The 19,069-nt window shown below is 71.9% G+C and carries 19 protein-coding genes; 5 read left to right on the top strand and 14 right to left on the bottom strand.

Annotated elements, in window-relative coordinates; all coding sequences use genetic code 11:
• Positions 1-108 precede the first annotated feature (108 nt).
• From AB0I79_RS14335 to AB0I79_RS14320, 4 genes are read right to left on the bottom strand one after another with little or no spacing between them, the layout of a single operon-like run.
• Positions 109-1,035 carry an ABC transporter substrate-binding protein gene (locus AB0I79_RS14335; protein ID WP_357871956.1) on the bottom strand — a complete coding sequence of 309 codons (927 nt, stop codon included), beginning with the start codon at positions 1,033-1,035 and terminating at the stop codon, positions 109-111.
• Between the two features lie 41 nt (positions 1,036-1,076).
• Positions 1,077-1,769 (bottom strand): ABC transporter permease, encoded by a 693-nt coding sequence (locus AB0I79_RS14330; RefSeq protein ID WP_357871953.1) that lies wholly within the window; start codon positions 1,767-1,769, stop codon positions 1,077-1,079.
• Positions 1,766-2,446, bottom strand: a complete 681-nt coding sequence (locus AB0I79_RS14325; RefSeq protein WP_357871950.1) for an ABC transporter permease subunit — start codon at positions 2,444-2,446, stop codon at positions 1,766-1,768. Before AB0I79_RS14325 ends, AB0I79_RS14330 begins: the two co-directional genes overlap by 4 nt.
• Positions 2,439-3,497 carry an ATP-binding cassette domain-containing protein gene (locus AB0I79_RS14320; RefSeq protein ID WP_357871947.1) on the bottom strand — a complete coding sequence of 353 codons (1,059 nt, stop codon included), beginning with the start codon at positions 3,495-3,497 and terminating at the stop codon, positions 2,439-2,441. Before AB0I79_RS14320 ends, AB0I79_RS14325 begins: the two co-directional genes overlap by 8 nt.
• Before the next feature lie 293 nt (positions 3,498-3,790).
• Between AB0I79_RS14320 and AB0I79_RS14315 the strand changes: the two genes are divergently transcribed.
• Positions 3,791-5,674 carry a hypothetical protein gene (locus tag AB0I79_RS14315; protein WP_357871945.1) on the top strand — a complete coding sequence of 628 codons (1,884 nt, stop codon included), beginning with the start codon at positions 3,791-3,793 and terminating at the stop codon, positions 5,672-5,674.
• Positions 5,675-5,726: 52 nt separating this feature from the next.
• Here the strand turns inward: AB0I79_RS14315 and AB0I79_RS14310 are convergent, their stop codons facing one another.
• From AB0I79_RS14310 to AB0I79_RS14280, 7 genes are all read right to left on the bottom strand, one after another.
• Positions 5,727-6,617 carry a sigma-70 family RNA polymerase sigma factor gene (locus AB0I79_RS14310; protein ID WP_357871943.1) on the bottom strand — a complete coding sequence of 297 codons (891 nt, stop codon included), beginning with the start codon at positions 6,615-6,617 and terminating at the stop codon, positions 5,727-5,729.
• Between the two features lie 215 nt (positions 6,618-6,832).
• Positions 6,833-7,990, bottom strand: coding sequence for a lipid-transfer protein (locus AB0I79_RS14305; RefSeq protein WP_357871940.1), 1,158 nt, complete (start codon positions 7,988-7,990; stop codon positions 6,833-6,835).
• Positions 7,987-8,364, bottom strand: a complete 378-nt coding sequence (locus AB0I79_RS14300; protein ID WP_357871938.1) for a MaoC family dehydratase — start codon at positions 8,362-8,364, stop codon at positions 7,987-7,989. Before AB0I79_RS14300 ends, AB0I79_RS14305 begins: the two co-directional genes overlap by 4 nt.
• A complete protein-coding gene (locus AB0I79_RS14295) occupies positions 8,361-9,386 on the bottom strand; it encodes a bifunctional MaoC family dehydratase N-terminal/OB-fold nucleic acid binding domain-containing protein (protein WP_357871935.1) in 1,026 nt (341 codons plus the stop codon). Before AB0I79_RS14295 ends, AB0I79_RS14300 begins: the two co-directional genes overlap by 4 nt.
• Entirely contained in the window at positions 9,383-10,537 is a 1,155-nt protein-coding gene (locus tag AB0I79_RS14290) for an acyl-CoA dehydrogenase family protein (protein WP_357871934.1), read from the bottom strand. Before AB0I79_RS14290 ends, AB0I79_RS14295 begins: the two co-directional genes overlap by 4 nt.
• Positions 10,537-11,532, bottom strand: a complete 996-nt coding sequence (locus AB0I79_RS14285) for an acyl-CoA dehydrogenase family protein (protein ID WP_357871931.1) — start codon at positions 11,530-11,532, stop codon at positions 10,537-10,539. The genes AB0I79_RS14290 and AB0I79_RS14285 overlap by 1 nt, the downstream gene beginning before the upstream one ends.
• Positions 11,532-13,328, bottom strand: a complete 1,797-nt coding sequence (locus AB0I79_RS14280) for an AMP-binding protein (protein ID WP_357871929.1) — start codon at positions 13,326-13,328, stop codon at positions 11,532-11,534. Before AB0I79_RS14280 ends, AB0I79_RS14285 begins: the two co-directional genes overlap by 1 nt.
• Before the next feature lie 187 nt (positions 13,329-13,515).
• Here AB0I79_RS14280 and AB0I79_RS14275 point away from each other — a divergent pair, with 187 nt between their 5' ends.
• Positions 13,516-14,166 (top strand): TetR family transcriptional regulator, encoded by a 651-nt coding sequence (locus AB0I79_RS14275; protein ID WP_357871927.1) that lies wholly within the window; start codon positions 13,516-13,518, stop codon positions 14,164-14,166.
• Positions 14,167-14,257: 91 nt separating this feature from the next.
• Here AB0I79_RS14275 and AB0I79_RS14270 read toward each other — a convergent pair whose 3' ends face one another.
• From AB0I79_RS14270 to AB0I79_RS14260, 3 genes are read right to left on the bottom strand one after another with little or no spacing between them, the layout of a single operon-like run.
• Positions 14,258-14,896: a dihydrofolate reductase family protein gene (locus AB0I79_RS14270; RefSeq protein ID WP_357871924.1), complete on the bottom strand. Its 639-nt coding sequence runs from the start codon at positions 14,894-14,896 to the stop codon at positions 14,258-14,260.
• Complete coding sequence (locus AB0I79_RS14265; RefSeq protein WP_357871921.1) at positions 14,893-15,369, bottom strand: SRPBCC domain-containing protein; 477 nt, start codon at positions 15,367-15,369, stop codon at positions 14,893-14,895. Before AB0I79_RS14265 ends, AB0I79_RS14270 begins: the two co-directional genes overlap by 4 nt.
• Positions 15,366-15,704 carry a metalloregulator ArsR/SmtB family transcription factor gene (locus tag AB0I79_RS14260; RefSeq protein WP_357871919.1) on the bottom strand — a complete coding sequence of 113 codons (339 nt, stop codon included), beginning with the start codon at positions 15,702-15,704 and terminating at the stop codon, positions 15,366-15,368. Before AB0I79_RS14260 ends, AB0I79_RS14265 begins: the two co-directional genes overlap by 4 nt.
• A gap of 106 nt (positions 15,705-15,810) precedes the next feature.
• Between AB0I79_RS14260 and AB0I79_RS14255 the strand changes: the two genes are divergently transcribed.
• From AB0I79_RS14255 to AB0I79_RS14245, 3 genes are all read left to right on the top strand, one after another.
• Entirely contained in the window at positions 15,811-16,803 is a 993-nt protein-coding gene (locus tag AB0I79_RS14255; protein ID WP_357871917.1) for a sigma-70 family RNA polymerase sigma factor, read from the top strand.
• A 42-nt stretch (positions 16,804-16,845) separates the two neighbouring features.
• A complete protein-coding gene (locus tag AB0I79_RS14250; RefSeq protein WP_357871914.1) occupies positions 16,846-17,961 on the top strand; it encodes a steroid 3-ketoacyl-CoA thiolase in 1,116 nt (371 codons plus the stop codon).
• Between the two features lie 63 nt (positions 17,962-18,024).
• Complete coding sequence (locus tag AB0I79_RS14245; RefSeq protein ID WP_357871911.1) at positions 18,025-19,047, top strand: MBL fold metallo-hydrolase; 1,023 nt, start codon at positions 18,025-18,027, stop codon at positions 19,045-19,047.
• Positions 19,048-19,069 lie beyond the last annotated feature (22 nt).

Here is a 19,069-nt window from a genome sequence, read left to right as displayed (position 1 = left end):
GGGTTCGCGGCGCGAAGATCGCCTGCCCGGACCCGCGGCGTCCAGGGGCCCACGGCGCGGAGTTCGCCCGCACGGGCCCCCGGTGGGCGGGGGCCCGGAGCACGGGGATCATCCGAGACCGTTGGTGGTCAGCCACTCCTTGGCCACGACCGCGGGCTCGTCCTTGTTCACGGAGATCTTCTGCATCATCTGCAGGAGGGAGTCCGTCGTCAGCTTGGCCGAGATGCCGTTCAGGGTGGTCCTGATCGTGTCGCTGGCCGAGGCCTTGTGCAGCAGCGGGGTCACGTTCTGGGCGGGGAAGATGTTCTTGGGGTCCTGCAGCGCCACGAGGTTGTTGGCGGCCATCTTCGGGTCGGTGGTGAAGACGTTGCCGACCTGGATCGTGCCGTCCTTGATCGCGTCGGACGTGGTCGGCCCCGTCGGCTTCCACTCCTTGAACTCCAGGCCGTAGACCTCCTTGAACCGCGCCTCCCACCGCTTCTTGAACTCGGGCGGGCCGCCGACGACCATGTCCTTGGAGACCTTGGCGAGGTCCTCCATCGAGTTCAGCGACTGCTTGGTCTGGGTGTCCTTGGAGATGGACAGGCTGTCCTTGTCCTCGGCCGGGGAGGAGTCGAGCACCTCCAGCTCGGCCGGCAGCTTCTCCTTCAGCGCCGTGTTGACCTCGTCGGTGGTCGCGGCGGTGGCCTTCGGGTCGATGAAGGCGAGCAGGTTGCCGTTGTACTCGGGGACGATCGTCAGCCCGCCGCTCTTGACCTGGTCGTAGACGACCTCGCGGCTGCCGATCCGGGGCTTCTCCTCCACCTGCACGCCCTTGGCCTCCAGCGCCTGGGCGTAGATCGAGGCGAGCAGCACGCTCTCGTCGAAGTCGAAGGAGCCGATGACGGCCTTACCCCCAGCGCCCGAAGCCGAGCCGGTGGGGACCGCGCTCGTCGTGTCGAGCGGGTTGCCCCCGGTGCTGCCCCCGCCACCGCAGGCGGCGAGTGCGAGCATCGCCGTGAGGAACACCCCGGCGACGCCGTACTTGCGTCTCATCTTTGCTTTTCCCTTCTAAGCGGGAGGTAATACAGGAGAACCTATCGAACCTTCAGTCGCCGGCTCACCCCAGGAGAGACCGTCACCCTCTGGGCGAGCGCGAACAGGACCTGCACCACGAGCGCGAACAGCACAATCAGTACTGAACCGCCGACGACGCTCGCGTAATCCTTGGTCGCGAAACCGTCGATCACGTAACGCCCGAGGCCGCCGAGCCCGGTGTAGGCGGCGACCGTGGTGGTGGCCACCACCTGGATGGCCGACAGCCGGCAGCCGAGCAGGATCAGCGGCAGCGCCACCGGCACCAGGACCCGCCCGAGCACCTGCCCGCCGCGCAGCCCCATCCCGTACGCGGCGTCGCGCAGCTCGGGATCGACCCCCTTGATCCCCTCGAACGTGTTGACCAGGATCGGCGGCACCGACAGCAGCACCAGCGGGATGATCACCGGCCAGATCGAGGCCGTGCCCAGCAGCAGCACGAACATCACCAGCAGGCCCAGCGTGGGCAGCGCCCTGGCCAGGTTCGCGGACACGACGACGAGCAGCTCGCCCCGCCCGGTGTGCCCGATCGCCAGGCCCAGCGGCACGGCGATCAGCACGGCCAGCAGCAGGGCCAGCGCCGAGAACTCCAGGTGCTCCAGCAGGCGCATGGGGATGCCGCCGGGGCCCGACCAGTTCTCGCCGTTGCCGAAGAACTCGCCCAGCCAGCTCAGGAACGAGGTCAGCCAGTTCACGACGCCTGCCCCTTCCGCGCGCGCACCCAGGGGGTCAGCAGCCGCTGCGTCAGCACCAGCAGCCCGTCGGCGATCAGCGCCAGCAGCACGATGAGCACGATGCCGACGATCACCGGCGGCATGAACGGGTTCTGGTACGCCCGCGTGAACAGCCCGCCGAGCCCGCCCTGCCCGATCAGCGCCCCCACGCTGACCAGGCTGATGCTGGAGACCGCGACCACCCGCATGCCCGCCAGCACCACCGGCGCCGCGATCGGCAGCTCGACCCGCAGCAGGCGGCGCAGCGGCGTGAAGCCCATCGCCACGGCCGACTGGCGCACGTGGTCGGGCACCGAGTCGATCCCGTCGACCACGGCCGGGATCAGCACGGCCATGCCGTAGAAGGTCAGCGGGATGATCACCGTGGTCTGCGACAGCCCGGTCACCGAGATCAGCAGCATGAAGACCGGCAGCGACGGCAGCGCGTACACGACGTTCATGAACCCCGCCGTGGGCTGGTAGAGCCAGCGCCAGCGCACGGAGGCCAGGCCGAGCGGGAGCGCGAACAGCAGCGCGAGCACGATCGGCACCAGCGACATCGTGAGGTGGTCGGTCAGCAGGTTCCTGATGCTGTCGGCCCGGCCGGTGTCCCAGTTGCGCGCGATCCACTCCCAGATGGAAGGAGGCCCGTCACCCATCCGCGGCCTCCGCCAGCGCCTCGTCCAGCGCCTGCCTGGTGGCCACGCCGACGGCCTTGCCCCGCTCGTCCACCGCCACCGCGCAGCCGGACGGCGACAGCAGCGCCGCGTCGAGGGCGGAGCGCATGTTGTCGCGGCCGTGCTCGTAGGTGCCGGCAGGCTCAAGATCTCCCGGCCGGTCGCTGCGCCGCCAGCCCACCGGCCGGCCGTCGCCGTCCACGACCAGCAGCCACGGCTCGGAGGTGCTGCCGTCGAAGTCCTCGGGCACGGTCAGGTCGGTACGCAGCCGCAGCCCCGCCGTGGAGACGAAGCGCAGCCGCCTGATCCCCCTGTCCTGCCCGAGGAACTCGCGCACGAAGTCGTCGGCCGGCTCCGACAGCAGCGTCCTGGGGTCGGCGAGCTGGGCCAGCCTGCCGCCCACGCGCAGCACCGCCACCCGGTCGCCGAGCTTGATGGCCTCGTCGATGTCGTGCGTGACGAACACGATCGTCTTGTTCAGCTCGCTCTGCAGCCGCAGCAGCTCGTCCTGAAGGTTGGTGCGGACGATGGGGTCGACGGCGCTGAACGGCTCGTCCATGAGCAGCACGGGCGGGTCGGCGGCCAGCGCCCTGGCCACGCCGACGCGCTGCTGCTGGCCTCCGGAGAGCTGGAACGGGTAGCGGCCGGCCAGCGCGGGGTCGAGCCCGACGCGCTCCAGCAGGTCCATGGCCGTGGCGCGGGCCTTCTTCCGGTCCCAGCCCAGCAGGTAGGGGACGGTGGCGATGTTGTCGAGGATCTTCCGGTGCGGGAAGAGGCCGGCCTGCTGGATGACGTAACCGATGCCGCGCCGCAGCGTCGGCGGGTCGATGCCCTGCACCGGCTCCCCGTCGAGGAGGATCCGGCCCTGCGTGGCGTCGATCATCCGGTTGATCATGCGCAGTGAGGTCGTCTTCCCGCAGCCCGACGGGCCGACGAACACCGTGATCTCGCCGGTGGGCGCCTCCAGGCTGAGGTCGTCCACCGCGACCGTCCCGTCCGGATAGCGTTTGGTGACAGATTCGAATGTGATCACGCGCGAACTCTCGCTTAGGGGCCTCCGGCGGCAGCGCCGCAGCCCCCGTGCCACGACCGCCGCATGATCTGCTGAACCCACAGACTACGGCTGCGCGTACCGGGCTGTCCCCTCGGGTTTTCCTGAAGCGTTTCACTTGAGCTGGGAGATTCCGATGAAATCTGGATCTGGTAGTGCGCCGGACCACGGTGAGTTGGCATGATAACCCTCACAATTCCTGACGCATCAGCTCACAAACTCCTGACGCGCCCCTCACCCCCCAGCGTCCGCATCCAGCAAGAGGAACCGGCCCCGTGTCTCTGTCGCTCACCGATCAGCGCCAGCGCGCAGAACTGATCGCAGAGCTCTACGACCTCCATGCCGCCGGGCTGTTCGCGTACTGCGCCGACCAGCTCGGCGACCTCGGCTCGGCCTCCGACGTCCTGGTGGCCGTACTCAGCAGCGTCCCCGCCACCGCGCCGCCCCGCGCCGCGCTCTACGCCTTCGCCCGCCGCGAGATCCACCGGCGGGACATCGTCTACTCCCCGCCCGCCGTCGACCCGCTCATCGACCCGGCCACCGCGCTCGTCGAGCGTTCCCTGCGCGAGCTGCGCCCGCACCAGCGCGAGGTGCTGATGTTGTGCGCGGTGTGCGGGCTCAGCAAGGCGGAGCTGGCATGGGTGCTCGACGTCGCGCCCGACACCGCCGAGGAGCTGGCGGTGGGGGCGGGGCACCGCTTCAGGCAGTCGCTCGGAGCGGCGCTGGCCTCGACCGGGGTGCGTGTGCCCAAGCCGGTGGCCGACATCTACGGCGCGCTCGGGGTCGCGCCGTTGCACGACGTGCTCGGCCGCCTGCCGTGGCCCCAGCCGCCGGGGGCGCTGCGCATCCACTTCGCGGGCTCCCGTTCGGCGGCGCCCGCACCGCTGTTCGTCAAGCCCCGGTGGCCCAGCCCGCCGGTCTGGCCGCAGCCGCTGGCGGACGCCGACCCGGCGACCAGCACGGTGATCTTCCCGGCCGAGCTGCTGACGCCGCCCTCGCCGTCGCAGACCCCCGTGCACGAGGCGACCACGGCCCCGATGCCCAAGTTCCGCGACCCGCTCTCGCCCCCGAGGGACGTGCTCGACCCCAGCCCGCCGTTGCGGGATCCGCTGGGGTCGGCGCGGGCCCTGCGGGACCCGCTGGACGAGTCCCGGCCGCCCGCACCCTCCGCCGGAGACCGGCGGGTTCCCGATCGGCGGGATGGCGTGCCGTCGCCCGGGGACCGGTGGGTCGCCGGGCCGTCCGCCAGGGACCCGCTGGCGTCAGGGCCGTCCGCCGGGGACCGTTCCGTGGCCGGGCGGCCGCCGCAGGAGCGGCCGTTCTTCATGGCGGCCCCCGATCCCATGGCCGCCGAGCCGTTCGCGACGGGTGACGTGATCCTGCCCAAGGACGCGCCGGACCCGTACATGACCGGCGACGTGCTCGTCCATGAGGGCCCCTCCCGGCCGCTCCCCCCGCCGGGGCGGACGCCGGCCGAGGAGCGCCGCCGGTCGCCGCTGGAGCCGCAGCCGGCTCCGGAGGAGTTCCGCCGGCCGCCGTCGGCTCCCGAGGAGTTCCACCGGCCGCTGTCGGCTCCGGAGGGGTTCCACCGGCCGCCGTCGGCGCAGGCCGCCCCTGCCGCCCCGCGCCGGCGGCCGTCGCGGGCGGAGGAGCCGGTACGCGGACCGGCGGCCCCGCTGTTCAAGCCCCGCGCCAAGTCGCGTGCCAAGCCCGGCACCGAGCCGGTGTACCGGCTGCCGGACCCGCGCCAGGACGAGCGGGACCAGGCGGAGTCACTCGGCAGGCCGCTGGAGAGGCCCCTGGAGAAGCCGCTGGACAGGCCGCTGGAGAAGCCGCGGGAAAGGCCCCTGGACAGACCGCTGGAGAGGCCACGGGAAAGGCCCTTGGAAAGGCCGCTGGAAGGCCCCCGGCAGGGCGGGGAACCGCGTAGGAAGGACCGCCCGGCGGCCGAGCAGTCCGGCTCGTCCGTCCTGGCGCCGCGCCCCGTGCGGGCCAGGCCCGCTCCCAAGCGGCGCCCGGAGAACGGGCGGCCTCCGAAGAAGGTGCGCCGCCGCAAGGACCGCCACCACGACTGGGTCTGGGAGCTCGTCGGGTTCCTGCTCTGCGTGGCGATCGCGATGATCGTCTTCTTCTCCATGCCGGTCTTCGTGGACCCGTGACGACCGCTCCGGTGGCGGGCCGGGAACTCCGGCCCCGCCACCGGATACGCGGTCAGGGCCGGCCGGTGAGGGCTGCCACGTCGAGACCGGCCACCCGTGCGGGGTCGCCGAGGATGTCCATGGTCAGGATCTTGCCGTCGACGATCGTGAAGGCCCCCACCGCGGTCGTCCGACCGTCCAGCACCATGAGCGCCCCCGCGACGCCGTTGACCAGCACCGGGCGGGCGAAGGGCGCCATCCGCCGGAACATGAGCGCCTGCTGCGCGACCGTGAGCGCCCCTCGCAGCTCGTTCCAGCCCCGGGCCGCGGCGGGCCCCACGTCCGTGCGGAGCACGATGTCCGGGTGCAGCAGCGACACGAGCGTGTCGAAGTCACCGTCGCGGGCCGCCGCCATGAACGCGTCCACCACCTCACGCTGCCGCGACACGTCCGGATCCGGAGACGGGGCGGCCCCGCGCACCCGGCGGCGGGCCCGGCTGGCGAGCTGCCTGGTGGCGGCCGGCGTGCGGTCGATGATCTGCGCGATCTCGTCGAACGGCACCGCGAACATGTCGTGCAGCACGAACGCCAGCCGCTCCGTCGGCTCCAGCTGCTGCAGCACCACGAGCAGCGCCAGCCCCACCGAGTCCGCCAGGAGCGCCTCCTGCTCGGGATCGACGCCGCCCGGCGGGCTCACCACCGGCTCCGGCATGCGCTCCTCCAGCGGGTCCTCGCGGCGGTGCTCGCGGGAGCGCAACATGTTCAGGCAGATGCGGGACACGACCGTGGTGAGCCAGCCGCCCATGTTCCGCACGTCGCCGGTGTCGGTGCGGTTGAGCCTGAGCCACGCCTCCTGCACCGCGTCGTCGGCCTCGCTCACCGACCCGAGCATCCGGTACGCCACGGCTCTCAGCTGACCGCGATGCGCCTCGAAGAGGCCGGTCAGCGATGCGTCGTCGTTCACGTGTCACATTCCTTCTCGTCCCGCGTCATTGCTTCGACCCATGAAAGCGGGTCGATGTGACGTCATCGGCGCCGGGACCCCTGGAGTGACCGATGGAAGCACGGATGGGCCAGCCCGGCCTCGTCCTCGCCGAGGCCGCCACCCGCCAGGTGGCGGGCACCTGGACGGGCTGAGCCTCCGCGGGCTTGTGGAGGCGCAGCCGCGTCCGTGGGGTGCTAACCGGCCGACAGGATGAGGCCGCTGGTGGGGACGCCGGTCCCGGCCGTCACCAGGACGTTGGTGACGTTCGGGAGCTGGTTCACCGCGGTGCCCCTGATCTGGCGGACGGCCTCCGCGATGCCGTTCATGCCGTGGATGTAGGCCTCCCCGAGCTGCCCGCCGTGCGGGTTGACCGGGAGGCGGCCGTCCAGCTCGATGCCGCCGTCGGCCAGGAAGCCGGGCGCCTCCCCGCGCCCGCAGAAGCCGAGCTCTTCGAGCTGGGTCAGGACGAACGGGGTGAAGTGGTCGTACAGGATGGCCGTCTGGATGTCGGCGGGCGACAGGCCCGAGAGCTCCCAGAGGCGGCGCCCGACGACGGACATCTCGGGCAGCCCGGTCATGTCATCCCGGTAGTAGCTGGTCATCATCATCTGATCGGCTCCCGCCCCCTGCGCCGCGGCGGCGATCACGGCCGGGGAGCGGCGCAGGTCGCGGGCCCGTTCGGTGGAGGTGACCACCAGCGCCACCGCCCCGTCGCTCTCCTGGCAGCAGTCGAGCAGGTGCAGCGGCTCCACGATCCACCGGGAGGCCTGGTGCTCCTCCAGCGTGATCGGCCGCCCGTGGAACCAGGCGGCCGGGTTGGTGGCCGCGTGCCTGCGCATGGCCACCGCCACGCGGCCGAAGTCCGCGGAGGTGGCGTCGTACACATGCATGTAGCGCCGCGCGAACATGGCCACCCACGCCGCCGGCGTCATCAGCCCGAACGGCACGTGCCAGCTCATCTCCAGCCCCTGGGAGCTGGGCTGTCCGGTGAGCCCCGCGTTCGGCTGGCCGAAGCGGCGGCCCGAGCGCTCGTTGAAGGCCCGGTAGCAGACCACCGTACGGGCCGCGCCCGTGGCCACCGCCATGGCGGCGTGGGCGACGGTGCCGCAGGCCGCGCCGCCGCCGTACTCGACGCGGGAGAAGAAGGTCAGCTCGCCGATGCCGGTCTCCCTGGCGACGGCGATCTCCTGGTTGGCGTCCTGGCTGTAGGTGACCAGGCCGTCCACGTCGCCGGGTGACAGGCCGGCGTCGTCCAGCGCCGCGAGCACGGCCTCGGCGGCGAGCCGCAGCTCCGAACGTCCCGACCGCTTGCTGAACTCGGTGGCGCCGATGCCCGCGATGGCCGTGCTCACGGGCCCTCCAGCGTGACGGTGCCGGTGGCGTGCTCGCCCAGGCTCACCCGGCCGCGCACCTCGACGGTGAGCCGGTCGCCCTCGCCGGCGACGACCGTGCCGCTGAAGGTCAGGCGGTCACCGGCGTACGCGGGGACGCCCAGCCTGATGTCGATGCTCCTGATGACGGCCCTGGGGCCCGCCCAGTCGGTGACGTAGCGCTCGACCAGGCCCATGGTGGTCAGGATGTTCAGGAAGATGTCCGAGGAGCCCTGGGCGCGGGCGAGTGCCGTGTCGTGGTGCACCGGCGTGTAGTCCATGGTGGCCAGGGCCGTGGAGACGACCATGGTGGGCGTGAGGTCGATCGACAGCTCCGGCAGCGCGACCCCGATCATGGCTGCTCCGGCGCCCACATGGGCAGGACGAGCCGGTCGTCCATCCGGCGGTACGTCACGCGCAGCGGCATGCCTATCCTCACTTCCTCGACGGGGCAGTCCACGACGTTGCCCACGACCCGCACCCCTTCCGGCAGCTCCACCACCCCCACCACGAACGGCGTCTGCCTGCCGGGCACGGGCGGATGGTGGTGCACGACGTAGCTGAACAGGGTGCCCGTGCCGCTCGCGAGCCGGTACGCGCGTTCGGCCGAGCGGCAGCGGGGGCACAGCGGGCCGGGCGGGTGGCGCAGCTCGCCGCAGTCGGCGCAGGACTGGATGCGCAGCTCGCCCCGGTTCACGCCCTCCCAGAAGAACGCGGTGTCCTGGTTGACGGCGGGCTGGAGCGGATACGGCTCGGCGGCGGCCTTTGCCGCCGGTGGGCGAAATTTCAGGACCCGGAACATCATGTCGGCGACCGGCTCGTCGTCCTCGGTGTACCAGGTGATGTTCCAGGTGGCGAAGTAGCCGACGCCGAGAGCCGTCCGCTTCGGGCCCGCCAGGCCGGAGAACCTGGTCGCGGGCGTGAGACGCTCGCCGACGCGGACGTAACGGTGGTAGGTCTGCTCGCAGTTGGTCGCCACCACGCCCGTGTAGCCGCTGTCGTTGAGCGCGCTCATCATGTCGTCCACCGGGGAGCGTTCCTTCGGCCCTCTGGACAGGCCGGGCATGGTCCACACCTGGGCCATCGCGGGCGGGGCCAGGCCCTGCTCCAGGTAGCGCGGGTTCTCGTCGCCCATGGCGGCCAGCCAGTGCCTGATCATGGGGACGTTCACCGGGTCGGCGGCCGGGGCGCCGCGCACCTCGCCCAGCGCTGCCTGCTTGCCCGCGAGCTCGTGCAGCTCCTCGTCCGTCATCACCCTGCGGTCGGTGCTCTCCGTGCGCTCGGTGCCGTCGGTGTCGGCGGTGCGGTCGGTGCCGGCGGTGCTTTCCGTACGGTCGGTGCGGTCGGTGCGGTCGGTGCGGTCGGTGCGGTCGGTCATCGGGGCGGCCTCGGCAGGCTCAGGCCGAGCATGGCGATCAGCTCGCGCTGCACCTCGTTCACCCCGCCGCCGAACGTCAGCACCACCGCCCCCTTCACCCCGTGGTCGAGGCGTTCGAGCAGCTCGGCCGTCTCCGGGTCCGACGGGTCGCCGTACCTGGCCAGGATGTCCCCGACGATCCTGCCGATCTCCTGCATGCGCTCGGAGCCGTAGATCTTGGTGGCCGACGCGTCGGGGGCGCCCAGCCAGCCGAGGTCCATGTTCGCCGCCACCTGCCAGTTGAGCAGTTCGTTCGTGCGGAAGGCGGCCCACACCCGCGCCAGCGCCCGCCGCACGTCGGGCTCGGCGTCCAGGCCGGTGCGGCGGGCCCAGGCGCGGAAGCGGTCGTAGGTCTGGCCGAGGTTGCCCGCGGGGCCGAGCGTGACGCGCTCGTGGTTGAGCTGGTTGACGATCAGGTCCCAGCCCCGGTCCACCTCGCCGACCACCATGTCCACCGGCACGCGCACGTCGGAGTAGTAGGTGGCGTTGGTGTGGTGGCGGCCGTCCATGGTGACGATCGGGGTCCACGAGAAGCCGGGGTCGTCCGTGGAGGCGATCATCATGGTGATGCCCTTGTGCTTCTTGGCCGTGGGGTTGGTGCGGGCGGCCAGCCAGATGTACTGGGCGTAGTGGGCGCCGCTGGTGAAGATCTTCTGGCCGTTGACGACGTAGTGGTCGCCGTCGAGCACCGCCGTCGTCCGCAGCGAGGCCAGGTCGGTGCCCGCCTCCGGCTCGCTGTAGCCGATCGCGAAGTGGCACTCGCCGGCCAGGATGCGCGGCAGGAAGTGCTCCTTCTGCTTCTCCGTCCCGTACTGCATGAGCGTCGGCCCCACGGTCTGCACCGTGATGATGGGGTACGGCACCCCGGCGCGGGCGATCTCGTTGGCGAAGATCTGCTGCTCCAGGGGGCCGTAGCCACTGCCGCCGTACTCCTTGGGCCAGCCGAGGCCCAGCTTGCCGTCCCGGCCGAGCCGGCGGCAGTGCTCCATGTACGCGCCGCCGAACGGGTCCTCGGTGATCTTGGCGCGGTCCTCGGCGGTGAGGCAGCCCTGGAAGTACTCGCGCAGCTCGTCGCGGAGCCTGCGCTGCTCGGGGGTGAGGTCGATGAGCATCAGACGAGCGCTCCGATCAGGTCGAGCTGGGCGTCGGCCCCGCCGAGCAGCTGGGACAGGTGCCTGGCCTGGGCGAAGTAGCGGTGCAGCGGGTAGGTGACGTCGAGGCCGAGGCCGCCGTGCAGGTGCTGGCAGGTGTAGAGGGCCTTGGACGCCTCGCTGACGTGGTAGGCGGCCAGCGCCAGGTCCTCCTCGGCCGGCAGCCCCTCGCCCAGCCGCCAGACGGCCGACCACATGGCCACGTCCAGCGCCCTGGCGGCGATGTAGACGTCGGCGATCTGCATCGTCACGGCCTGGAACTCGGCCAGCGCCCGCCCGAACTGCTTGCGCTGCCTGATGTAGGCGGTCGTCAGCTCCAGCGCGCCGGCCAGCACCCCGCTCGCCTGCGCGGTGACGGCCGCCATGAAGATCCGCCGCGCGTCCGCGACGGCCTCCTGGCCCGCCACCCGCTCCGCCGGGGTGCCGTCGAGCACGAGAGTGGCGGCGGGTTCACCGGTGGAGGTGAACTCGGCCGCCGTCGCGGGCTCCGTCACCAGGAACAGCCCCTCGCCGGCGGTGACCAGCACCTCGGCTGAGGGGTAGGGCACCGACACCTTCCGCCCCGTCAACGCCCACCCGCCTTCCGACGCCGACGCCGGCGTGGCGGTGGCGGTGGCGGTGGTCGTGGGCGGGTCGGCGAGGGCGCGGGCGGGCTCGCGGAGTGCGAGGGTGAGGCGGCCGGTGCGGCGGCCTCGCCGGTCCGGGTCGCCGTGGCGGGCCAGGAGCAGCGTGGCGGCCAGGGTCGGCAGCGCGGGCACCATGGCCGCCCGGGCACCGACCTCGCGCAGCACCACGGCCATCTCCACCGGTCCGAGCCCGGCCCCGCCCGCCTCCTCCGGCACGCACACGTCCATCAGCCCGGCCTGCCGCAGCCGGTCCTCGTCCCCTTCCTTGGCGAGGACCTCGGCGGCCAGCTTCTTCAGATCCTGCTGGGTTTCGTCCAGGTTGAAATCCACTACGTCTCCAAGAGGTGTTGCCTGCCGTGCCGTACGAACTCCTCCTCGATCCCCTTCACGTCCGCCTCCGTGAGCAGCCGCAGCCCGTCGGGGCCGCGCATCCAGACCGGGTCGGTGGTGCGCCAGGCGTCCCTGGCGAGGTGCCGCTTGATGACCTTGTGCGAGGCCGTCTGGGGTAACTCCCGGCACAGCCGGATGAAGCGGGGCAGGGACTTGGCGCCCAGGTCACGGCGCGAGGCCAGGAACGCGGCGAACACCACCGGATCGAACACCGCCGGACCGGACGCCGCCCGACCGGACGCCGCCCGACCGGACGCCGCCGGATCCAACGCCGCCGGACCGGACACTGCCGGACCGGACACTGCCGGACCGGACACTGCCGGACCGGACACTGCCGGATCGGACGCTGCCGGATCGGGCGCGCCCGAGGCAGAGGCTCCCGGGTCCGGGGTGCCTGCCAGCACGAGCGCCGCCATGACCTGGTCGCCGGCCGCCGGGTCGGGCACCGGATACACCGCCGCCTCCACCACCCCGCCGAACTCCCGCAGCGCCGCCTCGATGGGCGCGACCGCCAGGTTCTCGCCGTCCACGCGCAGCCGCTCGGTGCCCCGGCCGGCGAAGAACACGTAGCCGTCGGCGTCCTGGTAGGCCAGGTCGCCGGACCAGAACGCGCCGTCCCTGATCCGCTCGGCGTCGGCGTCCGGGTCGTTGTAGTACCCCTCGAACAAGCCGAGCCCGGCCGTGTTGACCAGCTCGCCGATGGCCTCGTCCGGGTTGAGCAGGCGGCCGTCCTCGATCCGCGCGGGCGGGCAGGGCCGGGTGGTGAACGGGTTGAGTATCCGCACGCCCTCGGGCAGGCGGCCGAGGCAGCCCGGCGGCCCGGAGGGGTCGGGGATGAGCGAGATGGCGGTCTCGGTGGAGCCGAAGGCGTCGATGACCCGGCATCCGAACCGCTCCCCGAACCTTCTGACGGCCACCGCGCTGCCCTCGTTCCCGAACGCGATCTTGAGCGGGTTGGCGGCGTCGTCGGGCTGTTCCGGGGTGGCCAGGACGTAGGAGAGCGCCTTGCCGACGTAGTGGAGGTACGTACAGCCGTATCGCCTGATGTCGGGCAGCAAGCCCGAGGCCGAGAAGCGCCGCCGCAGCACCAGCGCCGCCCCTGACGCGACGGCGGGGGCGTAGGCGGCCATCAGCGCGCCGGAGTGGAACAGCGGCATCGAGCAGTAGACGGCGTCCTCGGGGGTGAGCAGCGCCGCCAGGCTCGCCCCGGGCAGGGCCAGCTTGCGCTGCGTGATCCGCACGGCTCGAGGACGCCCGGACGTGCCGGAGGTGAAGATCAGCATCACGAGGTCGCCCGGAGCTGGGACGACGCCCTCCGACCTCACGGCATCCTCGGGCGCGGTGCTGTTCGCCTCGGAGGCGAGCGGGAGCGCCGTCACGCCCAGCGCCTCCGACACCGCCCGCCCGATCCCGCCGCAGGACTCGTCCGCCAGGACCAGGTCCACGTCGGTGGCGCGGGCGTCGCGGATCAGCTCGTCCACCGACCGCGTCGGGTTCAGCGCCACGACCACGTGCCCGGCCAGCGCCGCGCCGCCGATCAGGACGACCAGCTCGGGAACGTTCTCGCTGAGCACCCCGACGTGCGTCCCGATCCCTCGCGCGGACAGCCTCGCCCCGGCGGCCAGGCAGGCCGCGACGTGCTCACGCCACGACCACACCCTCCCCTCGTGCACCAGCCCCGGCCGGTCGTCCTCGGCCCGGGCGAGCAGCAGGGAGGCGAGCGTGTCCGCGATCATCGCTCCTCCAGCAAGCGCTAGGTAAGCCGAATCGCAAACTAGAACAGATTCTAATAGCTGTCCAGTATCCACCTCCGGGGATAAACCCCGATATATCCGTGTAACGCCGGAGACATGGGCCGATACGGCTCGTTTGTGACTCGCGAGTAACAAGCCGCGTAATCGAGAAATCAGATAACGTGTTCTTATGCGTACCACGCAGCCCGCAATCACCGCGCCCCCGAGCGAGACCGAGGGACCCTTGGAAAGCCACCCCGCGCCGGGCGGGCACAGCGTCCGTACGCGCAGCCAGCACCAACGCCGCAAGCGCATCGTCCAGGCCGCCGCCGCGCTGGCCTCGCGGGGCGGCGTGGAGGCCATGCAGATGCGCACGGTGGCCGAGCGCGCGGGCGTGGCGCTTGGCACGCTCTATCGATACTTCCCCTCCAAGATGGACCTCGTCGTGGCCGTCGTCGGCGAGGAGATCGACCTGCTGGAGAGCAGCATCGAGCGCCGCCCGCCGGGGGCCGCCACCCCGTCCAGCCGCGCGGTCGACGTGCTCATGCGGGCCACGCGGGGGCTCATGCGCGAGCCGGAGCTGGCCGACGCGCTGATCCGGTCGCTGATCCTGGCGGAGGTGCAGACCCCGTTCGGCGACCGCATGACGGGGCTGCTGCTGCGCGTCTCGGCCGACGGGCTGACGCTGGAGGAGGCCAGCGAGGAGCAGCTCGACCTCGCGGGGTCGCTGTCCAGCGTGTGGGTGCAGGAGCTGCTGGAGATGCTGCGCGGCCGCCGTACCTATGACCAGATCCAGCGCCGCATCGAGGCCGCCGCCGCCCGCCTCCTCGCCGACATCTGAGCCCCGCGGCCTTCCAGGAACACGGCCGCCGGACCCGTCAGTGGCGGGCCGCCGTCACGGCGCGCGCAGGGGCCGACGGCGTGGCCGAGCATCAGCCCTGACGCTCCACGAAGGCGGCGACACCCTCGTAGTGCCCCTGCGACGCCTGGCCCGCCGGCTCGTACTCGAGGAGCAGCAGGCCGTTCGGCGTCGCCTCGTGGTGGACCAGGCGCAGGCCGGACGTGGCGCCCTGGCCGACCAGGAGGCGCCGGCCGGTCCGCAGCACGGTGGGGGCGACCACGAGGCGGAGGGTGTCGATCAGTCCCGCCGCCAGGAGCGCGTCAGCGAGGCGGGCGCTGCCGTGGATCTGCAGCTCCCGTCCCGGCCGGGCCTTGAGTGCGGCGACCGACCGGGCCGGGTCGCCGTCGAGCACGGTTGTGGGGTGCCAGGCACCCCCGGTGAGAGTGTTCGACACGACGAACTTCGGCAGGGAGTTCATCCGCGCGGCGTACGGGTCGGCCGGGTCGGTGTTCTTCGGCCAGTCGCGCGCGAACGCCTCGTAGGTGCGCCGCCCGAACAGCAGGCCGTCGGCGAGGTCGAGCCACTCGGAGGTACGCCGGACGAACGTCTCGTCGAGGTGCGGCACGAGCCAGCCGCCTCGGGTGAAGCCGCCGGTGGTGTCCTCGTCCGGCGAGCCGGGGCCCTGGCTGACGCCGTCGAGCGTGACGAACTCGGTGAGCGTGATCTTCATGCGGTGGCCGTGCCCTCGGCGAGGGCGGCGAGCTGGGCGGTGACCGTGCCCCAGCCGTCGGCGAAACCGAGCTTCTCGTGCAGGGCGCGGGATTCCGGGTCGCCGTGCCGGACGAGGATCCGGTAGCCGGTGCCGTCGGGGTGGTCGTTCAGCGTGATGGTGGCGGTCATGGTGACCGGGGCGGGGGTCGCCGGGCGCCACGTGCTGGTGATCGCGTTGGTGAAGACGAGGCGTTCGAGCTCGTCCACGGCGAGGAAGCACGCGTCCAGGTGCGGGGCGAACGCGGCGCCGCCGTCGCTCAACCGGGTCACGAACGCCCCTCCCGGCCGCAGGTCCAGGCGGTCCACCCGGCAGCGGAACGGAGCCGGGACCCACCACTGTTCGAGTCTGGACGGGTCGGTCCAGGCGCGCCACACGGTCGCGCGCGGGGCGCGGATGATCCGCTCCAGAACGAGGTCGAGATCGGGATTCACTGGCTGCTCTCCTCCGGGCCTGTGACGAACTGTTCGAGGCGGTCGGTGCGCTCCTCCCAGATCCGGCGCTGCTCGGCGAGCCAGTCGTCGACGAGGGCGAGGCGCTCGCGGTTGAGCACGCAGGTGCGTACCCGGCCGGACTTGACCGTGCGGATGAGACCGTTCGACTCGAGCGTCCGCACGTGCTTCATGAACGAGGGGAGCGTCATCGGGAACTCGCGGGCGAGGTCGCCGACGCTAGCGGGCCCGTGGCCGAGGCGCCGGACCACGGCGCGCCGGGTCGGGTCGGCGAGGGCGACGAACACGCCGTCCAGGTGCGCCGAATACTGTGCCATGTGGCTAAGTATCAGGAGAGGCGACAGTAAGCGCAAGGGCTAAGTTTCGAGCCGGCTTGTCCAAGGATTCGGTTTTCTGTCGGTGGCGGGAGCTATACAGGGTGGTATGACCGACAAGCCGACGAACGAGGACTTCCTCCGGCTGGCTGATCCGATGCGGCGCGAACTGCTGGCGCACTGCTACCGCATGATGGGCTCCGTGCACGATGCCGAGGACCTCGTGCAGGAGACGTATCTACGCGCATGGCGCGGCTACGAGAACTTCGAGGGGCGCTCCTCGCTGCGCACCTGGCTCTACCGTATAGCCACCACCACCTGCCTGACCGCGCTCGACAACCGCTCCAGGCGCCCGCTGCCGACCGGGCTCGGCGCGCCGAGCCTCGACGCGAGCGCGCCCCTGGTGCAGGACGGCGAGGTGCCGTGGCTGGAGCCCGTGCCCGACACCCTGGCGGGCGTGGCCGGCGACGACCCGGCCTCGATCGTGACCTCTCGCGAGAGCATCCGGCTCGCGCTGATCGCCGCGCTGCAGCACCTGCCGCCCCGGCAGCGGGCCGTGCTGATCCTGCGCGACGTGCTCAAGTGGAAGGCCGCCGAGGTGGCCGAGGCCGTCGGCACCTCCACGGCGGCGGTCAACAGCATCCTGCAGCGCGCCAGGGCGCAGCTCAACGAGGTGTCGCCGACTCTCGACGACCCGGTGGAGCCGCTGACGCAGGAGCAGCGGGCCCTGCTCGACCGGTATGTGGCGGCGTTCGAGAACTATGACGTCGAAGGCCTGGTGGACCTGTTCACCAAGGACGCGGTGTGGGAGATGCCGCCGTTCGTGGGCTGGTACCAGGGGCCGGAGAACATCGCCGAGCTCGTCGCGACGCGGTGCCCGGCGGAGCGGCCCGGAGATCTCAAGCTGGTGCCCGTCGGGGCCAACGGCCAGCCGGCCTTCGCCGTCTACCACCGCCGTGACGACGGCGTCCACGAGCAGTTCGCGATCATGGTGCTGACGTTCTCCGGCGAGCGGGTCGGCCATGTCGGCATGTTCTTCGAGGAGTCGCTGTTCGAGACGTTCGGGATGCCGGCCAAGTGGGAGGGTTCCGAAACAAAGTAGAACGCGTTACAGTCGCGCCAGAGCGTCGTTCTGGAGGCGGCCATGGGCACACCGGTAATAGTCGAGGCCGTTCGCACGCCCATCGGCAAGCGGGCGGGATGGTTGTCGGAGCTCAAACCGCAACAGGTTCTGGCCGCGGCGCTGAACGGGCTCGTCGAGCGCTCCGGCGTCGATCCCGGCGCCGTGGAGCAGGTCTTCGCGGGGTGCGTGACCCAGGCCGGCGAGCAGGGCGGTCACGTCGGCCGTCACTCGTGGCTGTATGCCGGGCTGCCGTACCAGACGGGGGTCACCACCGTGGACGCCCAGTGCGGCTCCTCCCAGCAGGCGGTGCACCTGGCGGCGGCGATGATCGGCGCAGGTGTGATCGAGGTCGGCGTCGGGTGCGGGGTCGAGGTGATGAGCCGGGCGCCATTGGGCAGCAACGTGCGCCCCGCCCAGCCCAGGCCGGACGACTGGAACATCGACCTGCCCGACCAGTTCACCGCCGCCGAGCGGATCGCGCGGCGGCGCGGGCTCACGCGCGAGCGGCTCGACTGGTTCGGGGCGCGGTCGCAGCAACGGGCAGGCAAGGCGTGGGCCGACGGGCGGTTCGAGCGGGAGATCGTGCCCATCGGCGACGTCCGCAGGGACCAGGGCCTGCGCGAGACCACCGCGGCGGGGCTGGCCGGGCTGAGGCCGGTGGTCGAGGGCGGGCTGCACACGGCCGGCACCTCGTCGCAGATCTCCGACGGAGCGGCGGCCGTGCTGGTGATGAGCGAGCAGGCGGCACGGCGGCACGGGCTGCGGCCCAGGGCCAGGATCCTGGCGCAGGCGCTGGTCGGGGCGGAGCCGTACTACCACCTGGACGGGCCCGTGGAGGCCACGGCGCGCGTGCTTGCGGCGGCCGGCATGACGATCGGCGACATCGACAGGTTCGAGGTGAACGAGGCGTTCGCCTCGGTCGTGCTGTCCTGGGCGAGCGTGCACGAGCCCGACCTCGACCGGGTGAACGTCAACGGCGGCGCCATCGCGCTCGGCCACCCCGTGGGCGCCACGGGCGCGCGGCTGATCACCACGGCGCTGCACGAGCTGGAGCGGTCGGACTCGGCGACCGCGCTGGTCACGATGTGCGCGGGCGGCGCGCTGGCCACGGCCACCATTCTGGAACGCCTCGGCTGATCAGGTATCTGATCGTCGCCTTCGGCGCTCAGGGCACGTACGCACTCATCTCTCGGGGGGCACATGAAGTCCACGCGCAGGCCGTACGCGGAGCAGCGGCCGCAGGACCTCGGCGGCGGGGTGTGGAGCGTGCCGGTGCCGATACCGGGCAATCCGCTCGGCTACACGCTCGTCTACGCCATCGAGTCACCCCGCGGCCCTGTGCTGGTCGACGCCGGATGGAACCACCCCGACGCCTGGGAGGCGCTCAGCGGCGGCCTGGCCGCGGCCGGGCTGGACGTGAGCGCGGTGAGCGGGGTGGTCGTCACCCATTTCCATCCCGACCACGCCGGGCTGGCCGGGCAGGTCAGGGAGGCGTCCGGCGCCTGGATCGCCATGCACGAGAGCGACGCGGCGCTGGTCAGGCTCATGATCGAGTACGCCGACAGCAAGCACGAGGCGTTCCAGACCGACATGCTCAGGCGGGCGGGGGCCGACCCCGGCGAGGCCAGGCAGGTCGCGGGCGAGCGCCCGGCCCCGCCCGCGCTGCCCGACCGGGAGCTGCGCGACGGCGACCTGGTGGACCTGCCGGGCCGCAAGCTGCGCGCGGTGCACACCCCCGGTCACACGCCGGGGCACATCTGCCTGCACCTGGAGGACGCCGACCGGCTGTTCACCGGCGACCACGTCCTCCCCGACATCACCCCGCACGTCGGGATTTATCCCTATGATCGGGACGATGTCGATCCCCTGGGTGACTTCCTGGAGTCCCTGGATCGCGTGAGCGATCTGGGGCCGCTCGACGCTCTTCCCGCGCATGAGTGGATATTTCCTGATGTGGCCGCACGCGCCGCTCAGATCCGCCACCATCACGAGGAGAAACTCGAACGGCTGCGCGCCCTCCTGGTCCAGCGGCCGCAACCGCTGACCATCTGGGAGGTCGCCGCGATGATGACGTGGAACAGGCCGTGGGAGGAGCTGGCGCCCCCGCTGAGGGGCATGGCGGCCGGCGAGGCCGCGGCCCACCTGCGGACCCTGGAGGCCAGGGGCCGGGTACGCCGCATCCCAGGTGTCGATGCCGTGCGCTTCCACGCTCTAGACTCCTAGACATCCGATGTCTAGGGAGAAA

This window comes from Nonomuraea sp. NPDC050202, assembly GCF_040656115.1.
GTDB lineage: Bacteria > Actinomycetota > Actinomycetes > Streptosporangiales > Streptosporangiaceae > Nonomuraea.
This window is presented reverse-complemented; position numbering and strand designations above follow the sequence as displayed.